A 26,861-nucleotide genomic window follows, 5' to 3' on the forward strand; every position below is an offset into this window, starting at 1 on the left:
GGTGCAGTAGTTTCAGACCATGAGTGAGAGTCAGGGACGGATCGCGTTCATCCAGGCCACATGGCACCGCAACATCGTCGACCGCGCGCGCGAGGGATTCACCGACGAGGTGACCACGCTGGGGTATTCCAAGGACGAACTGGACTTCTTCGAGGTTCCGGGCGCGTTCGAGATCCCGCTGCACGCACGCCGGCTCGCGCTCACCGGACGCTACGACGCCGTCGTCGCCGCGGCACTCGTCGTGGACGGTGGCATCTACCGGCACGAGTTCGTCGCGACCGCGGTCATCGACGGCCTCATGCGCGTGCAACTCGACACGGACGTGCCGGTCTTCTCGGTTGTACTGACGCCGCACCACTTCCACGAGCACGAAGAACACCTCACGTACTTCCGTGAGCACTTCGTCAAGAAGGGCGCCGAGGCCGCGCGGGCCTGCGTCGCCACCGTCACGTCGCTGAAGTCGCTGCCGACCGCGAACTGAGCTTCGCCTCCTCCGAACCCACTACGAGAAACCGCCGCCGGTACGTACCGGCGGCGGTTTCTCGTAGTGCGGGGGTGGGTGCCGCTAGACGGCGACGAAATGCGACAGAATCGCCTGCACCTCGTAGATGTCCACGGACTTAGAGAACTGCTTCTGCAGCGGCACCGGATTCCCGGAGATCCAGATCTTCAGTTCGGCGTCGAGATCGAAATTGCCGGCAGTCTCCACCGCGAAATGCGTGATCGATTTGTAGAGCACGCTGTGGTATTCGATCTTCTTGCCGGTGAATCCCTGCTTGTCGACGAGGATGAGTCGTCGGTTGGTGAACAGGAAAGCGTCGCGAACCAGCAGATACGCGGCGTGGATCTGCTCACCGTTCCCGAGGAGTCGCGAGTACTCCGCCTGCGCAGCCGCCGGGTCGATCTTTCCCGCATTACCTATGAGGCCGTTCATCAAGCCCATATTTCATCTCCGCGATTCCACTCGATTGCCGACAGTCACGCTGGCTGTCGTCGGCACGAGCGACATCGTTACGGGTTCGAACTATCGGTCCTTCGCATGCCGCCGCTGGATGAAGAGGAGCCAGAAGACCGGTGCGCCGACGACGGCGAGAATGGTCGCGAAGACGCGCAGCCCCACGTTCCCTTCGCCGAAGGGGGCGATCATGAGAACGATCGTGCAGACGACGGCGCCGAGGAGTTGCCAGTGGGCGCCGAAGAAGCCGGCGACCATCGCCCAGGCGTTGCGGGCGACGATGCGCGCCGGCGACTCGGGCTCCGGTGGGGGCGGCGGGGACGGGGCCACCGCAACCGTCGAGTTACGCGCGGCCGCCACCAGTTTCGGGGCGTGCGCGCCGACGGGCGGGGTTTCGCCGTCGGGCTCGCACCGGAACAGGGCGATGCCCACCGTGTCCGCGTAGTCGACGGCGTCGTCGGTGTATCCGGGGCCGGAGAAGTACAGGAGTTTGCGGGCGTGACTGGTTCCGCGGGTGTCGTAGAGGTTCGCGAGGTCCGCCTTGCCTGCGCTGCCGCCCCGCCACTTCACCTGCGCGTACGCGCGCGACGAGTACACGTCGATGCCGCCGTCCGCGCCTCCGAGTAGCGCTGTGGCGTCGCCGTACCCGAGCTTCTGCATCTGCTCGGCGGCGTTGATTTCAGCTTCGGCCGCCGTGCGTATGCGTGCCATGCCTCACTCCCCCAGATCGAACTAATCTTTCCCTTCGAAGGTACCCGCAGATCCGGCCAAACCAGCTATCCGCCGGTGAACGTCACACCGGCGGCATCGAATTGCAACACACTGCAACTCTTCCCGCTCCCCGCCGGCGGCCGTACGGTTACCCGAATCAGCACGTTCACAACGCAGTGAGGGCGGATTCATGAGGGCAGCACGCTTCCACGGACGACGCGACATCCGGATCGACGACATCCCCGAGCCGGAACTGCGGCCGGGCGCGGTGAAACTCCGGGTCGCGTGGTGCGGCATCTGCGGCACCGACCTCCACGAGTACCTCGAGGGCCCGATCTTCATCTCCCCGCCCGGACATCCCCATCCGCTGTCGCACGAGAACGCGCCGGTGACGATGGGCCACGAGTTCTCCGGGACTGTCGAGGAGGTCGGTGAGGGCGTCACCGACGTCGCCGTGGGCGACAACGTGGTGGTGGAGCCGTACTTCGTGTGCAACGAGTGCGCGTCCTGCACGGCAGGCAACTATCACCTGTGTACGAAGATGGGCTTCATCGGATTGGCCGGTGGCGGAGGTGGACTCAGCGAGAAGGTGGTGGTCGACCGCCGGTGGGTGCACAAGATCGGCGACATCCCCCTCGACGAGGCGGCCCTGATCGAACCGCTCAGCGTCGCGCATCACGCGGTCGTCCGCAGCGGCGCCAAGGCCGGCGACGTCGCGCTCGTCGGCGGCGCCGGGCCGATCGGGCTCCTCGTCGCCGCGGTCCTGAAGGGTCTCGGTGTCACCACGATCGTCACCGAACTCAGCGACGCCCGGAAGGAGAAGGCACTGTCGAGCGGGGTCGCTCACCACGTCATCGACCCGTCGTCGGAGGACGTTAAGGCCCGGGTGCTCGAGCTGACCGACGGTGTCGGCGCCGACCTCGGGTTCGAGTGCGCCGGGGTCAACGCCGTCCTCGACACCATCCTGGACGCCGTCCGGCCCGCGGCGGTCGTGGTGAACGTGTCGATCTGGGGAAAGCCGGCGACGGTCGACATGCAGAAGCTCGTCCTCCAGGAGATCGACCTGCGCGGCACCATCGCCTACGTCCGCGATCACGAGGCGGTGATCGAGATGCTGCGCAGCGGGGTGATCGACCTGGCCCCGTTCATCACCGGCCGGATCGAGCTCGACCACCTGGTGTCCGAGGGCCTCACGACGTTGATCGAGCACAACGACACGGCAGTGAAGATCCTGGTACGGGCCTGACCTGCAGGGGCCCGGAAACCCGAATTCGCGATCCACCGCAGTTGCTGACAGGTAGCTGTCTCGGCGTGCACCGCATCACATCAGGGTCCCGCCAAGTTGCGGCGTCTCGGATTCGCGGGTGTACTCATGGGTAACCTGTCCGGCTCGGCATATCGCGAAGGTGCACAGATGACGGATGAACGGCCCGGCAAGAAGCAGTCCCCAGCGAAGAAGGCGCCGCGACCGAGCCCGAAGGAGGGGACCCGGGACGTCTCCAAGACCGACCTCGCGGCCGTCCTCGACGCGCTCACCGCGACGAACGAGAAGAACTTCGACTTCTGACCCCGCGCCTCAGCCCCGTTCCCGGTGCGGCACGAACTCGAACGTCAGGCACGCGAACGCGACGGGCAGCAGGTAGCGGAACCGCAGGAGCACGTAACGCCGGTTCCCCGTCGAATGGAACTTGCCGAGGTAGCGGTACAGCGACTCGAGCGAGATCAGCACGTCGCCGAGGTGCAGGACCCGGCGGAAGAGTCGCGCCCCCGCACCGGGCGCGCGGGGGTCGAGGAGTTCGGGAAACGCCGCGAACGACAGCGAGACGTATCGCGCACCGGTCTGCTCGGCGTAGCGGATGACGTCGACGGACATGCGTTCGTCGGTGCCGTTCGGTGCGTCGTGGCCGCGCCACGGCACGTCGAGGCTCAGTTCCCGCGCCGAATCGGCGGTCCCGTACCGCTGGAAGGCGACTGCACGCCCGGACGTATCGCGTGCGACGACGAGGAGAAGGCCGGGGAGCGTCCCGTCCAGCAGGTGGTCGAGGATCATCGAGAACCCGCGGCGCTGATGCCCGGCGCGGGCGTCGTCGACGATGTCCGTCAACTCGCGCCGTGTCGGTTCGTCCAAGGCGGCCTCCGGGACGATCTCGGTGGTGATCCCGGCGTTGTGGGTGCGCTGCACGGCCTGCCGCAGGTTGCGGAACTTCCTGCCCTCCATTGTGAAGTGCCCGACGTCGATCACCACGTCGCGTCCGATCGGCACCGCTCGCAACGACTGTCGGGTGTCGCTGCCGGTCTCCCACAATCTGCCGGCGCGCTCCCCCGCGCCGAGCACCGCGACGCGCCAGCCGCGTTCGGCGGCGAACTCGGAGAACTCGTCGAGGAGCGCGCCGAATTCGACCGGGTCGCCGAGCGGGTCGCCGGACACCACCGCGATCCCGGACCGCGTCCGGTACGCGATCGCCGCGGTGCCCGACGCGTTGAAGTAGTACGACTTCGCCGAATTGAGGGCGAACGGCGACAGCGGGTCGTCCGTGGTCCGCTGGATCAGCGCGGAGATGCGGGCGCGGTCCTCGGGTTGCGGCACACTGCGCACCGGCAGCATCAGGACGGGCCCGGTCGCCACCAGGAGGACGAACCCCGGCGCCGGATGGGCGCTCGTGTAGGCGACATCGGCGGCGGCCACGAACAACACCGCCGCGACCACATGCGTCACGGTGACGGGCCGCCGCAGGTGCAGCCCCCGGGCCACCAGCAGGACGGCGAGGCCGGCCGCGACCATCGACATGCGGACGGGCCCCGACCGCGCGGCCATCCACAGGAGCACGAGACCGACCACGACAGTCGCGCCGACGAGCGCCGCCCTCGCCGCGGGCGATTCGGGCCGGTATACCCGCAGCCCGGGCACGGTCGTCGGAGTCGGCTTCGAATTCTGCACGCGCACCCCCGCACCAGGTGACGACTGTTCCCGTTACTCCAATCTAGCGGCTCCGCCGCCCGTGAGTGGTCAAGGAGTCCAGGGACTCGTTACGCACTCACGGGCGCAGCCTGCTCGGCCCGACGGCGGTGAGGGTGCCCGGGGCTCGCCCCTTCCCCCAGCCGAGTTTCTCGCGGTATCGGCCGATGTGCTCGTGGGGGATGTCCTGCCCGTCGGTGAGGGGTGTGGACTGCGGGTCCACGTAGAGCGCGTCGACGGGGCAGTACGCCTCACACATGAAGCACGTCTGGCAGTCCGACTGCCGCGCGATCACGGGGATCCCGGTGTCGGTGCGGTCGAACACGTTGGTGGGGCACGCGTCGACGCACTTGTCGCAGCCGATGCACGCGTCGGCCAGCAGCAGTTCGATCACGAGGCCACTCGCAACAGGCCGCTGTGCGTCTCACCGGTCGCGGTCCAGACGTCGTCGAGACCACCAGTGAGGATGTGGTGGTGCTGCGCGGGGTCGAGGTCGGGGTAGTCGGCGCGCTTGCTCATTCCGCGGGTTTCCGTCCGCGCCAGCGTCGAGTGGTACATCCACCGGCCCACCGCGGTGATCGCGGCGGCCTGACGGGCCCGAACCCGCTCGTCCCCGGAGCCGCCGCCGAGGCCCAGCGACAACGCCGTCCACAGCGACTCCAGTTCGTCGAGCGCCTCCTGCACCCGGGCCCCGTCCCGCAGGTAGTTCTTCTCGTACGGAATCAGTTCCGCCTGCGCGGCCGCGACGACGGTGGACGCCTCCAACCCCGACCGCTGGGTGGGCCGCAGACCTGCCCGGCCGGCGGGGCGGAGTTCACCTGCCCGCACACGACGTTCGGTTCGCGCGAAACGCGCGGCCCCGGTGCCCGCCCAGCTACCCGACGACATCGCCCACGCCGAGTTGTGGCTGCCGCCGCCGGTGAAGCCGCCGCAGATACGTTCCCGGGTCGCGGCGTCGCCCGCCGCGAACAGTCCCGGCACCGAGGTGGCGCACGTGTCGTCGACGACCTCGATGCCGCCGGTCCCGCGTACCGTGCCCTCGGCGAGCATGCCGACCTCGAAGCGGTCGGTGAACGGGTTGATGCCGCGACGGTCGAATTGCAGGAAGAAGTTGGGCTGGCCGAGCCGCATCTGACGCTGCACCTCGTCGTCGGCGCGGTCGAGTTGCGCGAACACCGGCTCGGACAGCAGCGTTTTCGCGATCACCGACCGTCCCTTGGTGGAGCCGGCGCCCTCGAGGACGCTTCCGTCTGCGTGGAAGAACGTGGCGTAGCCGTAGTAGGCGGTCTTCGTGATGGTGGAGTTGGCCGGGACGATCGCGTACGCGTTGGAGAACTCCATGCCGGAGAACGTGGCACCCACCTCGGCGGCCATCAGCGCGCCGTCGCCGGTGTCGACGTTCGTGCCCAGTGCGCGGGACAGGAATGCGCAGCCGCCGCTCGCGATCACGACGGCACCCGCCGTGATCCGGTAGTCGCGGTCCGCCTGGCGTCGATAGCCCGCCGCACCGCGCACCTGGCCGTCGGTGTCGACGAGCAGTTCGAGGGCCGGTGAGTGGTCGAGGATCCGGACGCCCGCCTTCTTGACCCATGCCCGCATCCGGCGCATGTATTCAGGCCCTTGGAGTCCGGTGCGGATCTGCCTGCCGGTGTCGGGGTCGACCGGGAACGGGTACCGGCCCTCCTCGGCGAGGAGGTTCATGTTCGCGTACGTCTGGTCGAGGACGCGGTCCATCCAGTGGTGGTCGGCGAGATGCCCGCCGAGCGTTTCGCGGCTGGCCTTGGCCTCCGCCCGCGCGGACGGGTCGGGGTCGACGTACCAGACGCCGGTGCCCGAAGGCGCGGTGGCGCCGCTGGTGCCGCAGTACCCCTTGTCGACGAGGACGACGTCCGCCCCGGATTGCCGTGCGCGCAGCGCGGCCCACGTCCCTGCGGGGCCGCCGCCGATGACGAGGACGTCGGTGCTCAGGTCGAGAAGTTCGGTCATGAAGGGCGCTCCTGTCGAGGCGGAACAACTGCCCTTCAACGCTTCCGCACATCGCACGTCCCCACCATCGTCAGAATCACCGTGAACCGAATCACCCGTGCGCCTTTCTGGTTGTCCCAGCTACCACAAAGGCGCACGGGCGCTACGCGCCCTTGCCGTAGTCGACGCTCAGCCAGTGCTCGGGCTGCATGCGGATGACGATCGCGTTGTCGTCGTACGCCTGCTCGACGAACCCGTCGACCTCCGCGGCGGGCAGGTAGCGGGCGGCGAGTCCGCGGACGATGTCCGCGGTGGGTGATTCGTCGAACTCCGCCGGACCTTCGACGCTTACGTACCGGTACGGCGGCTTCTCGTCCTGGGCGACGAGGCTGAAGCGGCCGGCGGCGCGGATCAGCCGCTCCTTCATCGACCCACGACCGGTCCACACGTAGGGTTGGCCGCCGGGTTCGTAGCCGTACCAGATAGGCACGGCGAGCGGTGCCCGCCCGTCGCGGTCGACGGCGATCACCCCCACGTGCAGGTCGGCGAGGAACTTCTCGCGCTGTTCGGGGGTCATCGACAACTGCGACATGTCAGTCTCCGCTCTCGTGTTCGGTTTTCGACGGTGGTGCGGGATCGAGCAGCTGGGCGAGATGCCTCGACGATCGGTCCGGGTCGAGTTGCCGCACCTGCATGTGGCAACTGAATCCGTCGGTCAGCACGACGGCCTCTGCGGGACTGTCGCGCAGCGCCGGGGCGAGGGCCTGTTCGGCCACCTGCATGCTGAGCTCGTAGTGGTCGGCCTCGAACCCGAAGTTTCCTGCGACGCCGCAGCATCCGGTGGCCTCGCGCACCCGCGGCACCCCGACCGCCTGCAGCGCCTTCCGCTGCACCGCCGCACCGAACACCGCGTATTCGTGGCAGTGGGTCTGCACGGTCACGTCGTCGGGCAGCGGCACGGTCGGGGTCCATCCGGCATCGGTGCGCTCGACGATCGCGCCGGCGAAGCTCCGGATCCGGGCGGCGACGCGACGTGCGGCGTCGGTGTGGACGAGTTCGGGCAGGTCCTTGCGGAACGCGGCGGCGCAACTGGGTTCGAGGACGACGATGGGACGGTCGGTGCCGTCGTCGAGGATCGCCGCGGCCCGCGCGAGTGTCTTCTTCGCCTGCTTCAGCTGTCCGGTGGAGATCCAGGTGAGCCCGCAGCAGACGTCGCTGCGGCACTGCGAGCTCAGGCCAGCCTCGGCGAGTACCCGGGACGCGGCGCCGACCACCTCGGGACGGAACCCGCGGGTGAACGTGTCGGCGAGCAGCACGACGTCCGCGGCGCCGTTCTCCGACGTCTCCCCGACCTCCCGACGGATCTGCTTGCGCGACGCGAACTCCGGCATCGTGCGGTGCGGGGTGAGACCGCCCAAACTGGCCGCGACCTTCGCGAGCCGGCCTGCCGTCAGCCGGTTCACCACGGGCGCGGACCGTTCCGCGACCTTCAGCCACACCGGCAGCCAGCCGAGCGAGTAGTGCGACAGCGGACGCCGCCGGCCGCGGTAGTGGTGGTCGAGGAATTCGGACTTGTAGGTGGCCATGTCGACGCCCACCGGGCAGTCGGTGGAGCACGCCTTGCAGGACAGGCAGAGGTCGAGCGATTCCTTGACGTCCTCGGACCGCCAGCCGTCGGCGACGGTCGGCGAGTTGCGGACCATCTCCTGCAGGGCGCGGGCACGACCGCGGGTGGAGTCCTTCTCGTCGCCGGTGGCCCGGAAGCTGGGGCACATCACGCCGCCCGTCGACGCCCGGCAGCGGCCCACACCGATGCACCCCTGGACGGCGTGGACGAACGGTGCGACCGGGACGTCGCTGGTGGGGGTGAGATCGAAGCTGGTCTGCCACGCCCGCGGGTTCACGCCGTCGAGGGCGAGGCTGCCCAGCAACGGTTCGGGGTCGACGATGCTGCCCGGATTCAGGACGGCCGCCGGGTCCCACAGCCGTTTGAACGTCGCGAACGCCGCCATCATGTTGGGGGTGTACATGATCGGCAGCAGCGCCGACCGTGCGCGACCGTCGCCGTGCTCGCCCGACATCGATCCCCCGAACCGCACGCACAGTTCGGCGGCGCGGTGGATGAACCGCGACATCACGTCCCGGCCCTCGTCGGTGCGCTGGTCGAAGTCGATGCGGATGTGCATGCAGCCGGCGCCGAAGTGCCCGTACATGACGCCGGTGAGGCCGAATTCGGCGAGCAGGGCCTTGATGTCGACGAGGTAGTCGGCCAGCTGGTCGGGTGCGACGGCGGAATCCTCCCAGCCCGTCCAGGATTCGCCGCCCTCGACGAGCCGGGCCGACAGACCGGCGCCGTCCTCGCGCACCCGCCACAGCGACGCGCGTTCCGCCGGGTCGCCGACCACCCGCGAGTCGACGAGCCGTCCGGCCGCCCGCAGCTTCGAGACCAGTTCGGCCCCGCGGAGCTTCACCTCGTCGAGGTCGTCGCCGTCCAGGTCGACGTACAGCCAGGCCTCGCCGTCGGGCAGCCCGACCACCGAGTCGGCGCCGCGCAGGTGCCGCATAGTGTCGACGATTGCCGAGTCGATGCCCTCGATCGCGGCGGGCGAGTAGTCGAGGATCAGCGCGTTGTCGCGGGCCGCATCCACCAGGTCGCGGTATCCCAGGCACAGCAGCATCGCCGCGGGCGGTACCGGCACCAGCGCGACGGTCGCGGCCACGATCACCGCGCACGTCCCCTCGCTTCCCACCAGGGCACGGGCCACATCGAAGCCGTTCTCGGGCAGCAGGTTCGCCAGATGAAATCCCGATACCTGACGCGGGATCCGACCGAGTTCGAGCCGGAAGTCGCCGAGGTGCTCCTGCGTCAGCGCGCCCAGTCCGGCGGCGATCCGCTCGGCCTCGCGCACCGCAGACTCGTCGTCCGGGTCGGTGGCCCGCAGCCCGTCGCGGGTCGCGGTCAGCCGGTGCCCATCCGCCGTCACCAGATCGAGCGCGACGACGTGATCGGACGTGCGGCCGTAGCGGACGGAGTGGTTGCCGCAGGCGTCGTTGCCGATCGCACCGCCGACGGTCGCGCGGGACTTGCTGGACGGGTCGGGCGCGAACGTGAGCGCGCCGTCGGTCGCCAGTTGCACCCGCTTCTGCAGGTCGGTGAGGACGATGCCGGGTTCGACGACGGCCGTGCGGGCGGTCGCGTCGACGGCCCGCACGCGGTTCATGTGCCGGGAGAAGTCGAGCACCACTCCCCTGCCGATCGCGTTGCCCGCGAGTGACGTGCCGCCGCCGCGACTGGTGATCGGAATGCCGCGGTCGGTGCAGGCCCGGACGATCGCCACCACGTCTCCGGCGCTGCGCGGGAAGGCCACGGCCAGCGGCGGCACCCGGTAATTGGAGGCGTCGAACGAATATTCGGCGCGCCGGCGCGATCCGATGTCGAGGTCGATGCCCTGCCCGGCGAGTTCGGCGTGCAGGTCGGCGGCGGCGTGGGTCAGCGCAGCCACGCGTTGCCCAGTCCCGTCTCGTCGGAGTCGGCTACCGGGATTCTCGTCAACGGGGCCATGGCTACATCGTCGAGCCGCCCCCGAGGATTGTCAACAATCCACTCGGTGAGCCGGTACGGTACGGAGGGGTGAGCGTCGTGAGAACGTCGTCGCCCGCGCAGCGACTGTCCGCTGTGCGGGTGGGCGCCGCCGCGTGGGTGCTGATCCCGCTGTATTTCGTCGCCGAGGCCGTGACCGCGCACGCCTGGCCGCAGCCGTACGTGGTGCGGACCAATTCGGTCAGCAACCTGGGTGTCACGGGCTGCGACGGTTCCGCGGCCCAGGCCGCCGCGGTCCGCCTCTGTTCGCCGCTGCACGCGGTGATCAACAGCGCCTTCGTGCTGACGGGGGTGCTCATCCTCGTCGGGGCGGTGTGCCTGCGGGAGTTTCTGCCACCGGGACGGCTCCGACTCGTCGTGCTGGCGCTGTTCGCCATGGCCGCCGTCAGTGCCGCCCTGACGGGTTTCATTCCGATCAACGTCGACGCGCACCTGCACCAGATCGTCGCGACCCCGACGTTCGTCGCGCGCAACGCCGCCATGATCGTCGTCGCGATCGGGCTCTACCCGCGGTGGCGGGCCTTCGCGGTGTGGACCGGTCTCTGCGGACTCCTCGGGGTTGTCGGCATGGTTGCGCTCCTGCTTCCGGGCACCCCGTTCGGCATCACCGAGCGCCTGGCCCTCTACCCCTTCACGGTGTGGGTCGCGACCGCCGGTGTCGCCGCGCTCCGCACCCGTGCGCCGTTCCGGTTGCCCTGACTACCAAAAAGGCGCACGGCGCGCCGAAGGTGCCACCATGGAGTGATGTCCACAGCTCTCACACATGCCGCCGCTGTCCAGCAGTTCGCGGAGAACGGCCGCATCTCGCTCGAACCCAACCACAAGCGCATCCGGGTGTTCTTCGGCGGTCGGGTAGTCGCCGACACCACCCGGTCGGTGTACCTGTTCGAGAAGGGACACCTGCCCGTCTACTACATTCCCCGCGACGACGTGGCGTTCGACCTCCTCGAGCCCGTCGACGCGACCACGACGTGCCCGTGGAAGGGCAAGGCGCGGTACTGGGATCTCGTCGTCGGCGACCGTCGCGCCGCACAGTCCGTGTGGGGTTACGACGCGAAGCTCGACGATTCCCTGGACCTCAGCCCGTACGTCGCGTTCTACTGGCACAAGATGGACGCCTGGTACGAGGAGGATCAGCAGGTGTTCGTCCACGCCCGCGACCCGTACGTCCGCGTCGACGTGCTGCCGTCGTCCCGGCACGTCGAGGTGTTCATCGACGACACCCTGGTCGCCGACACCGTGCGCCCGCGACTGCTGTTCGAGACGTCGCTGCCGGTGCGCTACTACATCCCCCGCCTCGACGTGCGCTCGGAGTTCTTCACCGCCTCCGACACGCGGACGTCCTGCCCGTACAAGGGGACGGCGTCGTATCTGTCGTTCACCGGGTCGGACGGCTCCGCGCCGGTCGACGATGCCGGCTGGTTCTACCCGTTCACCACCGCCGAGGCGTCGGGCATCGACGACCACGTGTCGTTCTACCCGGACCGCGTGAAGATCGTCGTCGACGGCACACCGCTGGAGAACTAGCGGGCCGGCAGCGGCGGCAATTCCAGATTGTCCCGGAACGTGCCGCCGACGTAGTCGGTGCCGACGATCCCACGGCGCCGCAGTTCCGGCAGAGCGTAGAAACGGCAGCCTGGCCGGCCCAGGGTTTGGATCAGCCGGATTCTGACCGCCCACCGGACGTTCCGGTTACCGTCGGGGTGTGCTGTTCTCGCAGATCGTCGCGACGTCCCGGGACGTGGGGGCCACCCGGTCGCGCAAGGTGAAGGTCGGGGCGCTGCGCGAGGTCCTTACCCGGCTGGAGCCGGCCGAGGTGGAACCGGTGGTGGCGTGGCTGTCCGGGGAGCTGCGGCAGGGCCGGATCGGAATCGGCTGGCGGACAGTCGCGGACATTCCCGCCGCCCCCGTCGACGTCCCCACCGTCACGGTGTCCGACGTCGACGGCACCATCTCCGCCGTCGCCGAGGTCTCCGGGTCCGGCTCGGCCGCACGCCGACGCGAGCTGCTCGCGGACCTGTTCGCCCGCACCACCGCCGACGAGCGGGACTTCCTGCTGCGGCTGCTCACCGGCGACCTGCGCCAGGGCGCGCTCGAGGGGGTGATGACGGACGCGATCGCCGCGGCCGCCGATCTCCCCGTCGAACCGGTGCGCCGGGCGTTCATGCTGTCGGGGCGCCTGCCCGCGACCGCGGTCGCGGCGTTCGACGGCGGCGTCGACGCGCTCACCGCGTTCCGGCTGGAGGTGGGCCGTCCGGTCCGGCCCATGCTCGCCTCCCCCGCCGAATCCCTCGCCGACGCGTGGTCCGAACTCGGCGGCGACGTCAGCGTCGAATACAAACTCGACGGGGCGCGGATCCAGGTGCACCGCAACGGCGACGAGGTGCGCATCTTCACCCGCACGTTGCGTGAGATCACCGGCAGCGTGCCGGAACTCGTCGCACTCGTCACCGGCCTGCCGTGCACGTCGGCGGTGTTCGACGGAGAGACGCTGGCGCTCACCGACAGTGGCCGCCCCCGGCCGTTCCAGGAGACGATGAGCCGCTTCGGCGCCGAGTCCGCCCGCGACCTGCTGCTGCATCCCTACTTCTTCGACTGCCTGCACCTCGACGGCATCGACCTCCTCGACGCACCACTGGAGGAGCGGCTGGATGCTCTCGAACGCGTCGCCCCGCAACACCGCATCCCCGGACTGATCCGCCCCGACAGCGAAGGCGCCGCAACCCATTTCGACGACGCCCTCGCCGCCGGGCACGAGGGGGTGATGGTCAAGTCGCTGACCGCGCCGTACGCGGCGGGACGACGCGGCCGCGCCTGGCAGAAGGTGAAACCGGAGCACACCCTCGACCTGGTGGTGCTCGGCGCCGAGTGGGGGTACGGGCGGCGCACCGGCTTCTTATCCAACCTGCACCTCGGCGCGCGCGACCCCGACGGCGGCGCACCGATCATGGTGGGCAAGACGTTCAAGGGCCTCACCGACGCCTTGCTGCAGTGGCAGACGGACGAATTCCCGCGCCACGAACGCAGCCGCGACGACCACACCGTGTACCTGCACCCCGACCTGGTCGTGGAGATCGAACTCGACGGCGTCCAGGTGAGCTCGCGTTACCCCGGCGGGCTCGCACTGCGATTCGCGCGGGTCCTGCGTTACCGCCCCGACAAGACGGCCGCCGACGCCGACACCATCGACGCCGTCCGGGCCCTGCTGCCGGGGTGAGTGCTCGTCGTGCGTGGCGCGCGCCGGGGCGGTAGCCTCCCCGGCAAACAAGTCGTCGTGCCGCGAGGGGGTCGACCAGTGACATTCGTTTCCCGCTTCATTCCGTCCCCAGTCGCACGCACCTTCGATCGAGCAACCGCCGCCGCCGAGCGACCCGTCCGCATCGCCGTGTGCACCGTCACCGTGCCGATCGAGGTGGCGAAGACGTCGTTTCACATCCTCCGGCTCACCGAGGAACTGATGGAGGAGGTCGTGTTCCTGCTGCGGACGATGCGGCCGGTGGTCGAGGCGGTGAGCACCACCCGGCAGTCGGAGAATGTCGACACGATGGTCCGGACGCTGGAACAGATCCAGCAGTCGGCCGACGCGATCGCCCGCACGCCGATCGGGGTGGTCCGCAGCGTGTTCGCGCCGGCCCGGCCGTCGCCCGACGAGGTCGACCATCACCCCACGATCATCGACGCCGAGCCGCCGACGCCTCCCGGTCTGGCAGTCCGGATCGCGTCGATCACCGTGACGGCACCGAGCATCACATTCGGGCGGCCGAACCGCTGACCCGGGCTACGCTCGTATGGTGTCCGAACACATCCTCGTCACCGGTGGATCGCGCGGCATCGGCGCCGCCGTGGTGCGTCTCGCCGTTCATCGCGGGTATCAGGTGACGTTCACGTTCCTGCACGACGAGGAGGCCGCGGAGCACCTGGTGCACCAGTGCGGCATCCGCGCCACCGCGGTGCGGGCCGACGTGCGCGATGCCGCGCTGGCTGCCGCGGTGGTGGGCGCGGCCGACGAGCGCGGGCAGCTGACCGCGGTGGTCAACAACGCGGGGACCACCGGGCCGCTCGGCACGTTCCTCGCCACCCCGGACGCGGCGCTGCGGGAGGTGTTCGACATCAACGTGTTCGGCATCCTGAACTACGCCCGCGCGGCCGCCGAGCACTGGATCCGGGAGGGCCGGCCCGGTGTCGTCGTCAACCTCAGCTCGGTGGCCGCCAGCACCGGGGCACCGGACGAATACGTCGGGTACGCCGCGTCGAAGGCCGCCGTCGACAGTGTGACGACGGGACTCGGGCGGGAGTGGGCGAGCGCGAACATCCGCGTCGTCGGCATCGCGCCCGGCACGACGGACACCGACATCCACGCCGCGGCCGGCGACCCGGGACGGCCCGGCCGAGTGGCAGGTAGGGTGCCACTCGGCCGGGTCGCGCAACCGGAGGAGATCGCCGAGGCGGTGCTGTGGGCCCTGTCCCACCAGGCGTCCTACGTCACCGCCACCACCATCGCCGTCGCCGGCGGTCTGTGAGCTACCGCGCCCGCGAGCCGACCCTCGGGACGAGCATCGGCACCCGCTTGCGGTAGGTGCGGTAGTCGTCGCCGAACGTGTCGACCAGGTCGTGCTCCTCGAAGCGCACCGCGACGAGGATGAAGCCGGTGGTCCCGACTGCGAACAGCAGCCGACCCCACGTCATCGTCGGCGCCACCCAGAACGCGATGATGAAACCGGCGTACAGCGGGTGCCGGATCACCCGGTACAGCAGCGGTGTCCGAAAGTGGCTGGGCAGAGCCGACTTTCCACTCTGGTTGCGCAGCACCTGGCGGAGCCCGAACAGATCGAAGTGGTCGATGGCGAACGTCGCGGCCAGCACGAGGGCATATCCGCCGAGCGAGACCGCATACAGGGCGACGCGGACCCAGTTCGTCTCCACGTCCCAGATCTGGTCGGGCAGCGGACGCCATTGCCACATCAGCAGCGCCAGTGCGGCCGTCGCGAACAGGACGTAGGTGGACCGCTCCATCGGCTCCGGGACGACCCTGGTCCAGCGTTTCTTGAACCAGGGCCGGGCCATCACGGAATGCTGCATGGCGAAGATCGTCAGCAGCACCATGTCGACGACCACGGCAACGGCGACGGGGGCGTCGGGTCCGTCGTTGATCGTGTGAGGCACGACGAGACCTTCGACCCATCCGATCGCGTACACGAACACGACGAGGAACGTGGCGTACACGACCGTTCCGTACGCCGTCATCAGGCTGCGGGCGACCGCGTGCGGGCGGTGTGCCCGCCGTGTTTCGACCATCTCGGCCATGGTGTTCTCTCCGATCTCTGGGCTTTCCCCCGACCCACCGAAGTCTCCGATCGGGCGCGGTGCGGAACAAGGAACCCTGGGGTGGGGTTCGCGGCACCCCGATCGGGCGGCGAACCGTGTCGGATCGGTTGACTATCCTGTGGCCATGCTGCCTGGGGAATTCCGCGACATCGACGTGGCGTCGATCAAGTCGGTCCTCGGCACCACCACCTACACCCGCGGCGAGCAGTACGCCCGGGAGCACGCGGTCGTGGACACGGCGTGGGATCCGTCCGCCAAGGAGTTGTGGGGCGAGGTGGCGGGCACCGCGCCGAAGCCATACATCGCCTCGGCGTTCCTCGCGTCCGGTTCCGGCCGCACCGTGTACCGGTACGGAATCTGCACATGCCCGGTCGCGATGAACTGCAAGCACGTCGCCGCCCTGCTGATCACGGCGATACGGCAGGCGAGGTCCGAGGCGGAGGCGGCGGTCGCCCCCACGTGGGAACGCTCGCTCGGCTCGCTGCTCGCCCCGGACGATCCGTTCGGCGATTCCGGACGGCGTTCGCCGCTCGCCATCCAGTTCCGCGTATCGGCGGCGGCCGGAGACTCGGGACCTCAACTGCTGGTCCGGCCCGTCCAGCCGGGTTCGAAGGGCTGGATCGTCGGTGGGCTGGCGTGGAACAAGCTGGGCAGCCAATTCCAGCATCCCGCCGAGCAGATCCGCGTGCTGCACGAGATCCACCTGCTGGCCGGCGGGGGTTTGAACTATCGCCGCCAGAACCACACCGATCTCGACCTCGGCGTCTTTCCCAGCCGCCAGCTGTGGCCACTCCTGGACGAGGCGGCCCGGGTGGGTGTCGAGCTCATCCACACGTCCAAGCGACTGGGCGCTCTCGCCCCGGCCGGCTCGGCCGAAATCTGCCTCGACGCCACCCACGACGACACCCTCGACGCCCTGGTCGTGCGACCGGTGGTCCGCGTCGACGGCGAACCCGTCCACGCAGCGACCGTCGGCTTCATCGGTCTTCGGGCTCACGGCCTGTTCTACGTCGACGCCGACGAGCGCATTCACCTCGCGCGGCTCGGCGCCCCCGTGCCCGCCCCGTTGCAGGACCTGGTGCGCCGAGGCACACGCATCGAGGTTCCGGCCGAGGAAGAGCCCCGGTTCCTGGCGGACTTCCTGCCGAAGCTGCGGAACCTGGCCACAATCATCTCCTCGGACGGCTCGTTCGTCCCACCCGCGATCTCCGAGCCGACGCTCGTGATGCGGGCGTCGTATCTGCCCGACCACGAGGTCACCGTCGACTGGGAATGGCTGTACACCGTCGGCGACGACGAGCATCGCGCGCCGCTCGCGGCCCGGACACAAGGCGACGACTACCGGGACGGCGCCCGGGAACGCGCACTGCTCGACGAGCTCGACATCGTCTGGGACAGGTACGGATTGGGTTCGGACGGCCCGGAATCGACGGCGTTGCGCGGACTCGACACGATGCGGTTCACCACCGAGGTCCTCCCCCTGCTCGGCGGCAAGTCCGACGTGTCCGTCGACGTCGTGGGCGAGCCGGCCGACTACCGGGAGGCCGGCGATTCACTGGCCATCGGCGTCTCCACCACGGCGTCCGAGGGCGGCACCGACTGGTTCGACCTCGGCGTCACGCTCACCGTGGAGGGCCGGGACGTCCCGTTCGACCAGGTCTTCTCCGCACTGAGCGCAGGGAAGACCGAACTGCTGCTGCCCGACGGCGCCTACTTCTCCCTCGACAAACCCGAACTCCACACGCTGCGGAAACTGATCGACGAAGCGCGGGCACTGCACGACCGCGCCGACGGGACGCTGCGGCTCAGCCGGTTCCAGGCGAGCCTGTGGGACGAGTTCGCGGCGCTCGGCACCGTCGAGCGTCAGGCGACGGCGTGGCGGCAGCAGGTGGACGGCCTGCTGGCACCGGGCACCGTCCGGCACGTCGACGCCCCGGACACGCTCGACGCCCAGCTGCGCCCGTACCAGTTGGAGGGGTTCCGCTGGCTCGCCTTCCTGTGGGAACACGGGCTCGGCGGCATCCTCGCCGACGACATGGGGCTCGGCAAGACACTGCAGGCGTTGGCGCTGATCTGTCATGCGCGGCAATCGAATCCGGCCGCTCCGCCGTTCCTCATCGTCGCCCCCACCAGTGTCGTGTCGAACTGGGAATCCGAATCCGCCCGCTTCGCCCCGGGCGCGACTGTCGTCGCCATCGCCGACACCCTCAAACGCCGCAAAGTTCCGCTCGGCGAACTGGTGCAGGGCGCCGACATCGTCGTCACGTCGTATACCCTGTTCCGCCTCGAGTTCGAGGGGTATGCGGCGTGCACGTGGTCGGGGCTGATCCTCGACGAGGCACAGTTCACCAAGAACCATCAGTCCAAGATCTACCAGTGCGTCCGCCGGCTCGAGGCCCCGTTCACGTTGGCGATCACCGGCACGCCCATGGAGAACAACCTGATGGAGCTGTGGTCGCTGCTGTCGATCACCGCCCCGGGACTGTTCCCGAATCCGGCCCGATTCACCGACTACTACCGCAAACCGATCGAGCAGCAGGGCGACGCCGAACTGCTCGCGCAGCTGCGCCGCCGCGTCAAACCGCTGATGCTGCGGCGGACCAAAGAACAAGTGGTGAAGGATCTTCCGGCCAAGCAGGAGCAGGTGCTCGACGTCGAACTGCACCCGAAGCATCGCAAGGTCTACGACACGCACCTACAGCGTGAGCGGCAGAAGATCCTCGGCCTGCTCGCCGACGTCGACAAGAACCGTTTCACCATCCTCCAGTCGCTGACCCTGTTGCGGCAGCTGAGCCTCGACGCCGGGCTGGTCGACGACGAGTACCACGACGTCCCGTCCGCGAAGGTCGATGCCCTGCTCGAACAGCTCGCCGACGTCGTCGCCGGTGGGCACCGGGCGCTGGTGTTCAGCCAGTTCACCGGGTTCCTCGGGAAGGTCCGCGACCGTCTGGACGACGCGGGCATCGCGCACGCGTACCTCGACGGCGGCACCCGGCGCCGCGGCGACGTGCTCCGCGATTTCAAGGAGGGCGACGCCCCGGTCTTTCTGATCAGCCTCAAGGCCGGCGGCTTCGGGCTGAACCTCACCGAGGCCGATTACTGCTTCATCCTCGACCCGTGGTGGAACCCGGCCACCGAGGCGCAGGCCGTCGACCGGGCGCATCGCATCGGGCAGACCCGCAACGTGATGGTGTACCGGCTGATCGCGAAGGACACGATCGAAGACAAGGTGATGGCGCTGAAGGCGAAGAAGTCGGCACTGTTCGCGAGCGTGATGGACGCCGACACCCTGCTCAGCACCACGCTCGACGCCGACGACCTCCGCAGCCTGTTCCAATGATCGCAGTGAGGAGTAACCGTTGAGCCGCAACAGTCAACAGAACCGCGCCGAGTTGGCAGATCTGACCGGCGGTCGCGGGCACCTCACCGAGTGAGCCGGCCGACCGCACGCCGAAAGTGAACCGCACCCGAACGAGAGGAGTCCGATGCCCATCACCGCCGACGTCCATCGGCTTCTTCGCCTGCGCCAGGACAACGCGGCGTGGACGTTGCTGCGTGCCGACACCGCACCGGCGATTCTGGCGCTGCTGGGCCGGCACTTCGATCACGGGACCCGTCGTCTCCCGGCTCCGGAGCTCTTCGCCCGCTTGGACTCCGACCTTCAGGCCATGCGCGACGAGGGCCTCGACTTCCCGCGCACCGGTCAGGCGTATTGCACGGAGTGGGTGCGGTCCGGCTACCTGCTCCGCCGGGCGGCGGCCGGCACCCGCGAAGAGACACTGGAGCCGACGGAGGGCGCGTTCGCCGCGATGGCCTTCGTCGCGAACTTCACCAGTTCGGCGAGTTCGGCAACCGAGTCCCGGCTGACCACTCTGTCGACCCAGTTGCAGGCACTCGCACGTGATTCCGACCCTCGCACCGAGACGCGCCTCACCGCACTCCTCGCGGAGCGGGCCGCGCTCGATCAGCAGATCGCGGCGGTGGAGTCGGGGGTGTTCCCCGTCCTCGACGGGGCCCGCGCCGTCGAGCGTTCCGCCGAGATTCTCGCGTTGGCCTCGGAGGTCCCGGCCGACTTCGCTCGGGTCCGCGCGGAGCTGGAGGAACTCAACCGCGATCTGCGCGCCCGCATCCTCGACGACGACGGTGACCGCGGCGACACGTTGGGCGATGTGTTCCGCGGGGTCGACCTGATCGGGGATTCCGACGCCGGCCGCAGCTTTTCGGCGTTCTACGACATGATCCTCGATCCGGCCCGGTCCTCTCAGATCGACGAGTGGATCGACGCGGTGCTGCAACGGCCGTTCGCCGCCGAGCTGACGCAGGATCAGCGGAAGCGGTTCCGCGCGTTGCTGACCGAGATGGAAACCGCCGGCTCCGAGGTTCATTCGACGATGACGTCGCTGTCGCGGTCGTTGCGTCACTTCGTTCAGTCGCGTCATTACGAGGAGCACCGCCGGTTGCAGCGGCTGCTGCGGAGCGCGCAGCAGAGCGCTGTCGCGGTGGCGAAGCGGCGCAGACCGTTCGACCTGCTCGACCTCGAACTCGTGCGCGTCGGGATGAGCATCGAATCGGTCACGGCTCTGCGCCTGCACAACCCCGCCGACGACCTGGTCACCGACCCGGTGGTCACCAACGAGGCCGGTGCCGTCGACCTCGACGAGCTCCGCAGGCTGGTCCGGGAATCGGAGATCGACATGGACGAGCTCACCGACAACGTGGCAGCGACCCTGCGCGCGCACGGTCGCGCCACCATCGGAGACGTCCTGCGCGACCACCCCGCGACGCAGGGCCTCGCGAGTGCGGTGGGGTTGATAATCCTGGCCACCCAGCACGGGCACGCGATCGACGGCACCGAGGACATTTCGTGGGTGTCGGGAGCTGGGACGGCGCGCCAGGCGACGATTCGCCGTCGCGTGTTCGATCCGATGTCCGACCAGTTCACCGCTCGTGCGGTGCCCGAGCAGACGGGAGTGCCGAGATGATCGACGAGCCGACCACCCGCGGCCATTACCCCGGGGACACAGGCGAATTGGATCTGGAGACGCGGCGTGCGTTCGTGCAGCTACTCAAGGGGCCCCTCGTCACCGCGGCCAAGCATCCCGAGGTGTGGCGATCGGTGATCCGGGACGAGCGACTGCTCCGCTCCCGGCTCGCCGACGTGTTTCTCGATCTGGTCGTCGACGACGAGAACGAGTTGGCGTTCACCCGCCCCGCCGACACCGGCGACGCCGGCACACCCACCGTGCTGCGGACCGAACGCCTGACGTTCATGGACACGGTCATGCTGCTCGCGTTGCGTCAACGACTTCTGCGTGCGCAACCCGGTGAACGGGTGATCGTCGACCTCGACGAACTGCGCGAACAGCTCGAGATGTATCGGGCGGCGGGCGACAGCGACCCGGCCGGTTACGCGAAACGCGTCAACGCGTCGTGGAAGAAGCTCGACAAGTATTCGCTGCTCACGAAGACCTCGACCGACGACCGCATGGAGGTCTCCCCCGTGTTGCGGCAACTGTTCGACGCCGAGCAGGTCGCTCTCGTCGAAGCGGAGTTCCGGCGCATCCTCACGGAGGAGGAGACACCGTGATGCATCCCGGTCAGCGCCGACTCGCGCGCGTTCAGGTAGTCAACTGGGGCACGTTGCACGGCCACCACGACGTGCCGGTGGCCCGCAAGGGTTTCCTGATCACCGGCAATTCCGGCTCCGGCAAGTCCACGCTCATCGACGCGATCTCGGCCGTGCTGGTCCCGGGGAATCAGTTGCGGTTCAACGCGGCTGCGCAGGACGCCACGAACTCGGGACGCAATTTCGTCACGTACATTCGCGGCGCGTGGCGGCGGGAGGCGGGCGCGGACACGGACGGTCTCGTGGCGTCGTACCTGCGCACCGGAGCGACGTGGAGCGGCATCGCGTTGACCTACCGCACCGACACCGACGATCCGCCGGTCACGCTTCTCAAGCTCATGCATCTGGGGCGGGGACAGAACGCCGCGGCGGACGTCAGCCATCTCCACCTCATCGTCGAACGCGAGATCGACCTGACGGACCTCGGCCCGTTCATGGCCCGGGGTATCGACACGAGGGGCATCCGCAGGCAGTGGCCGGAGGCGACGGTCAACCCGACGTACGCGCCGTTCGCCCGCAGCTTCCGCTCCCGCCTCGGCATCTCGACCGAGGGCGCTCAGCGTCTCCTCCACCGCACCCTGTCGGCGAAGGGTCTCGGCAGCCTCGACCAGCTGTTCCGCGACTACATGCTCGACACCCCTGGCACGTTCGCGATGGCCGAACGCGCGGTCAACCAGTTCCACGACCTGCAGGAGGCGCACCGCGTCGTCGTGGACGCGCGGCGTCAGGTGGAGATGCTCGCTCCGCTCGTCGAGCTTGCCGACGCCCGGCGACGCGGGTTGCAGTCCCTGCATGACACGGACGAGGAGAACGCCCATCTCGGCACCGTCCACGCGGAGATGACCCTGTCGCTACTGCGCAGTGAACGCACCGAACGCACCGCCCTCACGCCGCTGCTGGAGGCGGGCGCGAGCGACGCCACCGCCGCGGCGGAACGCGCACGCCAGGACACTCTCGACCTGACCATCCGGCTCGAGGGCATCGGGGGTGGCCGGCTGGCCACCTTGCACGCGCAACGCGCCGCCGCCACGACGACGCTGGCCCGGGTCCGCGCCCGGCGGGATCGGATCGCGGAGGCGGTGTCGGCCTGGGAGGGACTGGTTCCGGAGACGGCCGAGGACTTCGCGCGGCTGCGGGGGCAACTCGAGGACCAGTTGCGGCAGGCCACCACCGGACACGAGGAGCGACTCGGCGACCGGTACACGCTCGCCGAACGGCGCGGCACCGCGCAGAAGCAGCGCGCAGACCTGATCGCCGACCGCGAGATCGTCGCCCGCCGACACTCCAACATCGACGCGAGTCTGCTGCGCGCCCGGGAGGCGATCTGCGCGGCCGCAGGTGTGCCGGACGACGCCGTCCCCTTCGCCGGCGAGTTGATCGCTGTCCGGGACGAGCACGCGGAGTGGACCGGGCCCATCGAGCGGGTCCTGGGAGGCCTCGGCCGCACCCTGCTCGTGCCGGACGACATCTATCCGGCGGTCGCGGCGGCCGTCGATGCGACCCATCTCGGCGCGCGCCTGGTGTACCGGCGGGTGAGGCTCGGCACCGGATCGCCCACCGTGCCGAGAACCGGGGCATTGTCCCTGGTGCGCCGGGTGGAGGTGAGCGACGGCCCGCTCGCAACCTGGATTCATCACCATCTCGCCGACCGCTACGACTATGCCTGCGTCGACACGTCGGCCGGCTTCGCCGACCACCCCCGCGCCGTCACACGGGCCGGGCAGGTCAAGCACTCCGCCGAGCGGCACGAGAAGGACGACCGCAGCCGCATCGAGGACCGGCGTCGATGGGTTCTCGGATTCGACAACGAGACCAAACTCGACGACATCCGCCGGCGGGTCGCGGACCTCGACGCGACGATCCGCGGTGTCACGAGCCAACTCGACGCGCTGGACCGCCAGGACCAGCACATCGCCCTGCAGAACCGGGCGGCGCAGACGATCCTCGATGCGCAGTGGCCGGACATCGACGTCAGCGCGTCGCAGGCAGCGGTCGACGCCGTCGACAGCCGGCTCCAGTCGTGGCAGCAGGACAACCCCGAGCATTCCGCGGTGTCGGTGGCACTCGAACTGGCCGAGAAGGCGGAGAACGAGGCCGATGCGGCCCGGCGTCAGGCGGACACCGCGTTGACGGTGCACCGCACGGCGGTCGCGGAACTCGAGACGAGGATCGCGCAGGCCGAACTCGACGCCGACGAATCGGCTCCCGAGGCGGTCGCCGCGCGGATCGAGGCCCGATTCAAGAAGTTCGCGCGCCGGGTGACGTCGGAGAACATCGACAAGGCGCTGTTCGAGGTCGGCCAGGGCATCGGCAGGGACCGGAGCGAGGCACAAACGGCGGTGTCGTCGGCGGGTGCGTCGATCGTCCGGATCTTGTCGCAGTATCTCGCGAAGTGGGAGTCCCGTGGCGGCGAACTACGGGTCGACGCCGACTACGTCGACGATGCCTTGACCATTCTCCAGCGCCTGCGCTCCGACGGCCTCCCCCGCTACGAGGATCGCTTCTTCCAATTGCTGCACGATCAGTCGCACCGCAATATCGGTGAACTCGCCCGCACGATCCGTAAGGCGCCCGCCGAGATCCGGTCGCGCATCGACCCCGTCAACGATTCGCTGCACCGCTCCGCCTTCGACACCGATCGTTGGTTGCGCATCGACGTCCGCGAACGACGATCGCCGGCAGCGGCCGAACTTCTGGACGACCTGACCCGGATCACGAGCGGTGGCTGGGACATCGAACAGCGGCCCGCGGCCGAGGAGCGGTTCGAGCGGATGGCGGCGGTGCTGGAGCGACTGTCATCGAAGGAGCCGGCGGATCAGCGTTGGCAGCGCCAGGTGCTGGACACTCGCCTGCACGTCGGGTTCATCGGCGTGGAGGTCGACGGTTCCGGTGAGGCGCGCAACTATCACGATTCGAGTTCGGGACTGTCGGGCGGTCAGGCCCAGAAACTCGTGTTCTTCTGCCTCGCCGCGGCGTTGCGGTATCAGCTCGCACCCGACGGCGAAGACATTCCCCGGTACGGCACGGTCATTCTGGACGAGGCCTTCGACCGCGCCGACTCCGCGTACACCCGCCGCGCGTTGGACGTGTTCGCGCAGTTCGGTTTTCACATGGTCCTGGCGACACCGCTGAAATTGCTGGGCACCCTCGAGGACTACATCGGCGGCGCTGTCACCGTGAGCATCCGCGACCGGATGCACACCGAACTCAGCCACATCGAATTCAGCGACATGAGCGGAACATGAGTGCACACTGCGTGTCCCCGGCCGCCGCCGCGGCGAAGGCACTCACCGCCTACAACAGTCGCCGTCGTCGCTGGCTGGCCGAACCCGCTGTTGCCGAGGAGGACTCGCTGACGGTCGCATTGCATCCGCCGTCGGAGCAGCGGATCGCCGAGGACCCCGACACGGTGGTCGCCTGGGCCCGCTCGTGGCGGGCCTACGACGGAGCCGGACGGGTGGAGTGGGTCGTGCGCAGGTGGGCGAGTTTCGGCTCCCAGGAGGTGCCGGTACGGCTGACTCTGGCGGGCCCGGATCAGATCGCGTCGGCGTGCGACCGGCACACCGAATGGTGCCTCCTCGGCATGCGACGTGACGCCCTGCTCGACCACCTCGGCCCGGAATCCGCGCAGGTGTCGGCCGCGGTGGCGGCGACCGCCGGGAAATGGCTGGTTCTGGACGACGACGATTTCGTCCGATTGACGACCACCGCGCGGTGGCTGAGCGAACACCGGAACTCGGGTTATTACATTCGTCAGCTTCCGGTTCCGGGAGTCGACACGAAATGGCTCGCCCGACATCGCGGACTGGTGGAGACGCTGGTCGAGGGCGTGCACGGCAGTCGGGACCTCGGCATCCGGAGCCTGCCTCACCTGCGCGACCTCGCGCTGTGCGATCCCGCTCTCCTGGCCGGCATGCCGCGACGGTTCGCCACCTCGCTCGCGGACCTGACCGCGCTTCCCCTGTCCCCGGCCCGCACCCTGATTCTCGAGAACAAGGAGGGGCTGTACGCGTTGCCTCCACTGGCCGGCACCGTGGCGCTGCACGGCGGCGGTTACACGGCCCCCGAACTGGCCGGTGTCCCGTGGGTCGCCGACTCGGAGGTTTGGTATTGGGGCGATCTCGACAGTCACGGGTTCGCCATCCTCGACCGTCTGCGCAGGCATCTTCCGCACGTGCGGAGTCTGCTGATGGACGAGGCGACGCTGGGTCGGTGGCGGGATCTCGCGGTCCGCGAGCAGTCGCCGGCGCTCCACGACATGCCGCACCTCACCGACTCCGAGACCGCGACGCTGGCGTCGCTCCGCGACGGCGATCTGCGCCTGGAGCAGGAGCGTATCCCCTGGCCGTACGTGCTGGAGCGACTCCTGCCCGACCGCGCCGCGTGTCCGGGTGACAAGTAATGTCCGATCCATGCCTCGTTACACGCTCCCCCTGCGGAACAATCCCCGCCCGGACGCTCCGGCGTCCGTGAGCCGCCACGTGCCGTTCTACTGCGCGCACGAGGCGGCGGCCGCGGCGTGGACCCGGGCCCTCGTCGAGGTCTGCGGCGACCTGCTCGACCCGGTCACGCAGACCGCCGTGGTGAACGTCGTCAGCAACTTCGGCCGCGAACTGTTCACCGGCGACGCAGACATCGTCGTCACGCTGAATCGGATCGGCAGCACCTCGCTGACCCTGCTCATCACCATCGAGCAGGACGGCGTGCAGGCAGCGGAGCTGACCGTCACCCTCGTCCAGCTCGATTCGAGCCGGGTGAACTCGGCGGCGTGGTCGCCGGCGCAGGTCGCCGCGCTCGAGTCGTTGCGGAGTGAATTGGCTATTCAGAAGCCCTGATCGACGTCATTCGGCAGCTCGCAGAAATCGGTATCGTTGGTCCATGCGGAGCTCGAGCGACCTCCATTCCCTCACCGTTACCGAAGCGTACAGCCGCGGGATCGCCCGGCTGGTCGAGGACGCCGAGCACGGCGAGAACGTTGTCATCTCGCGCAGCGGAACACTCGTTGCGGCCATCGTCGGGATGAGGCGCCTGGGCGAACTGCAGGAACTGGAACGAGACCTGCGCGACCTCGCACTGGTACTCACTCGTGCAGCCACAGACACCGGCGGGCGCACGGCTCTGGACGCGGCAATCGAGCGGTACGGCTATTCGCGCGCAGAAATGGAATCCGACGCAAGAGACCTCTCCTGACCTCGATCGATCGAAGTTTCAATCACGCGTGATCTGGGCATTTGATGAATATGAGTATCGAAGACGGGCCCGGTGACACGCTGAGCCCCAGTGAGAGCCTGGACTCCGACGACGTGCGGAACAACGACGGCGATGACGTCGTCGATCCGCCCGACGGCTGGAGTGAGGCCGACAAATTCGGTACCACGGCGCGCGAGGAGCGCGAGGGTGAGTCGCTCGACGAGAAGTTGGCCGAGGAGGAGCCCGACACCCCGCTGGAGGAGCAGTCGGAGGTGTCGTTGGCGGATCTGCCCGACGACGAGCTGACCGAGGACGTGGACCGGGTCATCGACGACGAGGACATCGACATTCCGGTGTTCGGCACCAAGCATGCGAACGTGGTCGAGGGCGTCATCGTGGAGGACTCGCGCACCGACCGCGGTCAGATCGACGGGGCTGCCGAGGACGGCGACTCGTTCTTCACAGTCCTCGACTGACCGTCGCCCCCGAACCGGGGCTTACACTGGCAGTGTTCGCACTCGCGACAGTCACC

At 68.9% G+C, this 26,861-nt stretch carries 24 protein-coding genes; 16 read left to right on the forward strand and 8 right to left on the reverse strand.

Translation table 11 applies throughout. The features are described from left to right. Nucleotides 1-19 precede the first annotated feature (19 nt). Entirely contained in the window at nt 20-481 is a 462-nt protein-coding gene (locus ACFTWF_RS17740) for a 6,7-dimethyl-8-ribityllumazine synthase (protein ID WP_378462500.1), read from the forward strand. An 84-nt stretch (nt 482-565) separates the two neighbouring features. On the opposite strand, the gene ACFTWF_RS17745 is transcribed toward ACFTWF_RS17740, so the two are convergent. Next, complete coding sequence (locus tag ACFTWF_RS17745) at nt 566-943, reverse strand: PH domain-containing protein (RefSeq protein ID WP_378462501.1); 378 nt, start codon at nt 941-943, stop codon at nt 566-568. An 81-nt stretch (nt 944-1,024) separates the two neighbouring features. Beyond that, nucleotides 1,025-1,666 carry a restriction endonuclease gene (locus ACFTWF_RS17750; RefSeq protein ID WP_378462502.1) on the reverse strand — a complete coding sequence of 214 codons (642 nt, stop codon included), beginning with the start codon at nt 1,664-1,666 and terminating at the stop codon, nt 1,025-1,027. A 190-nt stretch (nt 1,667-1,856) separates the two neighbouring features. Between ACFTWF_RS17750 and ACFTWF_RS17755 the strand changes: the two genes are divergently transcribed. Continuing rightward, complete coding sequence (locus ACFTWF_RS17755; RefSeq protein WP_378462503.1) at nt 1,857-2,912, forward strand: 2,3-butanediol dehydrogenase; 1,056 nt, start codon at nt 1,857-1,859, stop codon at nt 2,910-2,912. 168 nt (nt 2,913-3,080) lie between these two features. Beyond that, nucleotides 3,081-3,233, forward strand: a complete 153-nt coding sequence (locus ACFTWF_RS17760; RefSeq protein WP_378462504.1) for a hypothetical protein — start codon at nt 3,081-3,083, stop codon at nt 3,231-3,233. A 9-nt stretch (nt 3,234-3,242) separates the two neighbouring features. Here ACFTWF_RS17760 and ACFTWF_RS17765 read toward each other — a convergent pair whose 3' ends face one another. From ACFTWF_RS17765 to ACFTWF_RS17785, 5 genes are all read right to left on the reverse strand, one after another. Beyond that, entirely contained in the window at nt 3,243-4,610 is a 1,368-nt protein-coding gene (locus ACFTWF_RS17765) for a bifunctional lysylphosphatidylglycerol flippase/synthetase MprF (RefSeq protein WP_378462505.1), read from the reverse strand. A 91-nt stretch (nt 4,611-4,701) separates the two neighbouring features. After that, entirely contained in the window at nt 4,702-5,016 is a 315-nt protein-coding gene (locus ACFTWF_RS17770) for a 4Fe-4S dicluster domain-containing protein (RefSeq protein WP_378462506.1), read from the reverse strand. Next, nucleotides 5,013-6,608 (reverse strand): FAD-dependent oxidoreductase, encoded by a 1,596-nt coding sequence (locus ACFTWF_RS17775; protein WP_378462507.1) that lies wholly within the window; start codon nt 6,606-6,608, stop codon nt 5,013-5,015. The genes ACFTWF_RS17770 and ACFTWF_RS17775 overlap by 4 nt, the downstream gene beginning before the upstream one ends. Before the next feature lie 142 nt (nt 6,609-6,750). Next, nucleotides 6,751-7,179, reverse strand: coding sequence for a pyridoxamine 5'-phosphate oxidase family protein (locus tag ACFTWF_RS17780; RefSeq protein WP_378462508.1), 429 nt, complete (start codon nt 7,177-7,179; stop codon nt 6,751-6,753). A 1-nt stretch (nt 7,180) separates the two neighbouring features. After that, on the reverse strand, nt 7,181-10,090 hold the full coding sequence (locus ACFTWF_RS17785; RefSeq protein WP_378462509.1) for an FAD-binding and (Fe-S)-binding domain-containing protein: 2,910 nt from the start codon (nt 10,088-10,090) through the stop codon (nt 7,181-7,183). A 137-nt stretch (nt 10,091-10,227) separates the two neighbouring features. Between ACFTWF_RS17785 and ACFTWF_RS17790 the strand changes: the two genes are divergently transcribed. From ACFTWF_RS17790 to ACFTWF_RS17810, 5 genes are all read left to right on the forward strand, one after another. Then, nucleotides 10,228-10,887, forward strand: a complete 660-nt coding sequence (locus tag ACFTWF_RS17790) for a DUF998 domain-containing protein (protein WP_378462637.1) — start codon at nt 10,228-10,230, stop codon at nt 10,885-10,887. Between the two features lie 45 nt (nt 10,888-10,932). Continuing rightward, the gene (locus ACFTWF_RS17795; RefSeq protein ID WP_378462510.1) at nt 10,933-11,715 is read left to right on the forward strand and encodes a DUF427 domain-containing protein; all 783 of its coding nucleotides are present in this window, start codon (nt 10,933-10,935) and stop codon (nt 11,713-11,715) included. A 178-nt stretch (nt 11,716-11,893) separates the two neighbouring features. Next, complete coding sequence (locus ACFTWF_RS17800; protein WP_378462511.1) at nt 11,894-13,405, forward strand: ATP-dependent DNA ligase; 1,512 nt, start codon at nt 11,894-11,896, stop codon at nt 13,403-13,405. Between the two features lie 78 nt (nt 13,406-13,483). After that, nucleotides 13,484-13,960 (forward strand): hypothetical protein, encoded by a 477-nt coding sequence (locus tag ACFTWF_RS17805; protein WP_378462512.1) that lies wholly within the window; start codon nt 13,484-13,486, stop codon nt 13,958-13,960. Between the two features lie 16 nt (nt 13,961-13,976). Then, complete coding sequence (locus tag ACFTWF_RS17810) at nt 13,977-14,708, forward strand: SDR family oxidoreductase (protein ID WP_378462513.1); 732 nt, start codon at nt 13,977-13,979, stop codon at nt 14,706-14,708. A 1-nt stretch (nt 14,709) separates the two neighbouring features. On the opposite strand, the gene mddA is transcribed toward ACFTWF_RS17810, so the two are convergent. After that, the gene (gene mddA, locus ACFTWF_RS17815) at nt 14,710-15,492 is read right to left on the reverse strand and encodes a methanethiol S-methyltransferase (protein ID WP_378462514.1); all 783 of its coding nucleotides are present in this window, start codon (nt 15,490-15,492) and stop codon (nt 14,710-14,712) included. Between the two features lie 145 nt (nt 15,493-15,637). Here mddA and ACFTWF_RS17820 point away from each other — a divergent pair, with 145 nt between their 5' ends. From ACFTWF_RS17820 to ACFTWF_RS17855, 8 genes are all read left to right on the forward strand, one after another. Then, a complete protein-coding gene (locus ACFTWF_RS17820; RefSeq protein WP_378462638.1) occupies nt 15,638-18,853 on the forward strand; it encodes an SNF2-related protein in 3,216 nt (1,071 codons plus the stop codon). A gap of 145 nt (nt 18,854-18,998) precedes the next feature. Continuing rightward, on the forward strand, nt 18,999-20,495 hold the full coding sequence (locus ACFTWF_RS17825; RefSeq protein ID WP_378462515.1) for a DUF3375 domain-containing protein: 1,497 nt from the start codon (nt 18,999-19,001) through the stop codon (nt 20,493-20,495). Continuing rightward, nucleotides 20,492-21,100, forward strand: coding sequence for a DUF4194 domain-containing protein (locus ACFTWF_RS17830; RefSeq protein WP_378462516.1), 609 nt, complete (start codon nt 20,492-20,494; stop codon nt 21,098-21,100). The genes ACFTWF_RS17825 and ACFTWF_RS17830 overlap by 4 nt, the downstream gene beginning before the upstream one ends. After that, nucleotides 21,097-24,384 carry an ATP-binding protein gene (locus ACFTWF_RS17835; RefSeq protein WP_378462517.1) on the forward strand — a complete coding sequence of 1,096 codons (3,288 nt, stop codon included), beginning with the start codon at nt 21,097-21,099 and terminating at the stop codon, nt 24,382-24,384. Before ACFTWF_RS17830 ends, ACFTWF_RS17835 begins: the two co-directional genes overlap by 4 nt. Next, nucleotides 24,381-25,541: a DUF3322 domain-containing protein gene (locus tag ACFTWF_RS17840; RefSeq protein ID WP_378462518.1), complete on the forward strand. Its 1,161-nt coding sequence runs from the start codon at nt 24,381-24,383 to the stop codon at nt 25,539-25,541. Before ACFTWF_RS17835 ends, ACFTWF_RS17840 begins: the two co-directional genes overlap by 4 nt. A 10-nt stretch (nt 25,542-25,551) precedes the next feature. After that, nucleotides 25,552-25,974: a hypothetical protein gene (locus ACFTWF_RS17845; RefSeq protein ID WP_378462519.1), complete on the forward strand. Its 423-nt coding sequence runs from the start codon at nt 25,552-25,554 to the stop codon at nt 25,972-25,974. A 43-nt stretch (nt 25,975-26,017) separates the two neighbouring features. Next, on the forward strand, nt 26,018-26,329 hold the full coding sequence (locus ACFTWF_RS17850; RefSeq protein ID WP_378462520.1) for a type II toxin-antitoxin system prevent-host-death family antitoxin: 312 nt from the start codon (nt 26,018-26,020) through the stop codon (nt 26,327-26,329). Between the two features lie 44 nt (nt 26,330-26,373). Then, nucleotides 26,374-26,805, forward strand: a complete 432-nt coding sequence (locus ACFTWF_RS17855; protein WP_378462521.1) for a hypothetical protein — start codon at nt 26,374-26,376, stop codon at nt 26,803-26,805. The last annotated feature ends 56 nt before the right edge of the window (nt 26,806-26,861 follow it).

It is taken from the genome of Rhodococcus sp. NPDC056960 (assembly GCF_042674125.1).
In the GTDB taxonomy this organism is placed as follows: Bacteria; Actinomycetota; Actinomycetes; order Mycobacteriales; family Mycobacteriaceae; genus Rhodococcus_F.

What these genes read in the sequence shown, in the direction of transcription:
- ACFTWF_RS17740 (WP_378462500.1), top strand. Translation starts at nt 20, where the DNA reads ATGAGTGAGAGTCAGGGACGGATCGCGTTCATCCAGGCCACATGGCAC.
- ACFTWF_RS17745 (WP_378462501.1), bottom strand. Translation starts at nt 943, where the DNA reads ATGGGCTTGATGAACGGCCTCATAGGTAATGCGGGAAAGATCGACCCG.
- ACFTWF_RS17750 (WP_378462502.1), bottom strand. Translation starts at nt 1,666, where the DNA reads ATGGCACGCATACGCACGGCGGCCGAAGCTGAAATCAACGCCGCCGAG.
- ACFTWF_RS17755 (WP_378462503.1), top strand. Translation starts at nt 1,857, where the DNA reads ATGAGGGCAGCACGCTTCCACGGACGACGCGACATCCGGATCGACGAC.
- ACFTWF_RS17760 (WP_378462504.1), top strand. Translation starts at nt 3,081, where the DNA reads ATGACGGATGAACGGCCCGGCAAGAAGCAGTCCCCAGCGAAGAAGGCG.
- ACFTWF_RS17775 (WP_378462507.1), bottom strand. Translation starts at nt 6,608, where the DNA reads ATGACCGAACTTCTCGACCTGAGCACCGACGTCCTCGTCATCGGCGGC.
- ACFTWF_RS17780 (WP_378462508.1), bottom strand. Translation starts at nt 7,179, where the DNA reads ATGTCGCAGTTGTCGATGACCCCCGAACAGCGCGAGAAGTTCCTCGCC.
- ACFTWF_RS17795 (WP_378462510.1), top strand. Translation starts at nt 10,933, where the DNA reads ATGTCCACAGCTCTCACACATGCCGCCGCTGTCCAGCAGTTCGCGGAG.
- ACFTWF_RS17810 (WP_378462513.1), top strand. Translation starts at nt 13,977, where the DNA reads ATGGTGTCCGAACACATCCTCGTCACCGGTGGATCGCGCGGCATCGGC.
- mddA (WP_378462514.1), bottom strand. Translation starts at nt 15,492, where the DNA reads ATGGCCGAGATGGTCGAAACACGGCGGGCACACCGCCCGCACGCGGTC.
- ACFTWF_RS17820 (WP_378462638.1), top strand. Translation starts at nt 15,638, where the DNA reads ATGCTGCCTGGGGAATTCCGCGACATCGACGTGGCGTCGATCAAGTCG.
- ACFTWF_RS17825 (WP_378462515.1), top strand. Translation starts at nt 18,999, where the DNA reads ATGCCCATCACCGCCGACGTCCATCGGCTTCTTCGCCTGCGCCAGGAC.
- ACFTWF_RS17830 (WP_378462516.1), top strand. Translation starts at nt 20,492, where the DNA reads ATGATCGACGAGCCGACCACCCGCGGCCATTACCCCGGGGACACAGGC.
- ACFTWF_RS17840 (WP_378462518.1), top strand. Translation starts at nt 24,381, where the DNA reads ATGAGTGCACACTGCGTGTCCCCGGCCGCCGCCGCGGCGAAGGCACTC.
- ACFTWF_RS17845 (WP_378462519.1), top strand. Translation starts at nt 25,552, where the DNA reads ATGCCTCGTTACACGCTCCCCCTGCGGAACAATCCCCGCCCGGACGCT.
- ACFTWF_RS17850 (WP_378462520.1), top strand. Translation starts at nt 26,018, where the DNA reads ATGCGGAGCTCGAGCGACCTCCATTCCCTCACCGTTACCGAAGCGTAC.
- ACFTWF_RS17855 (WP_378462521.1), top strand. Translation starts at nt 26,374, where the DNA reads ATGAATATGAGTATCGAAGACGGGCCCGGTGACACGCTGAGCCCCAGT.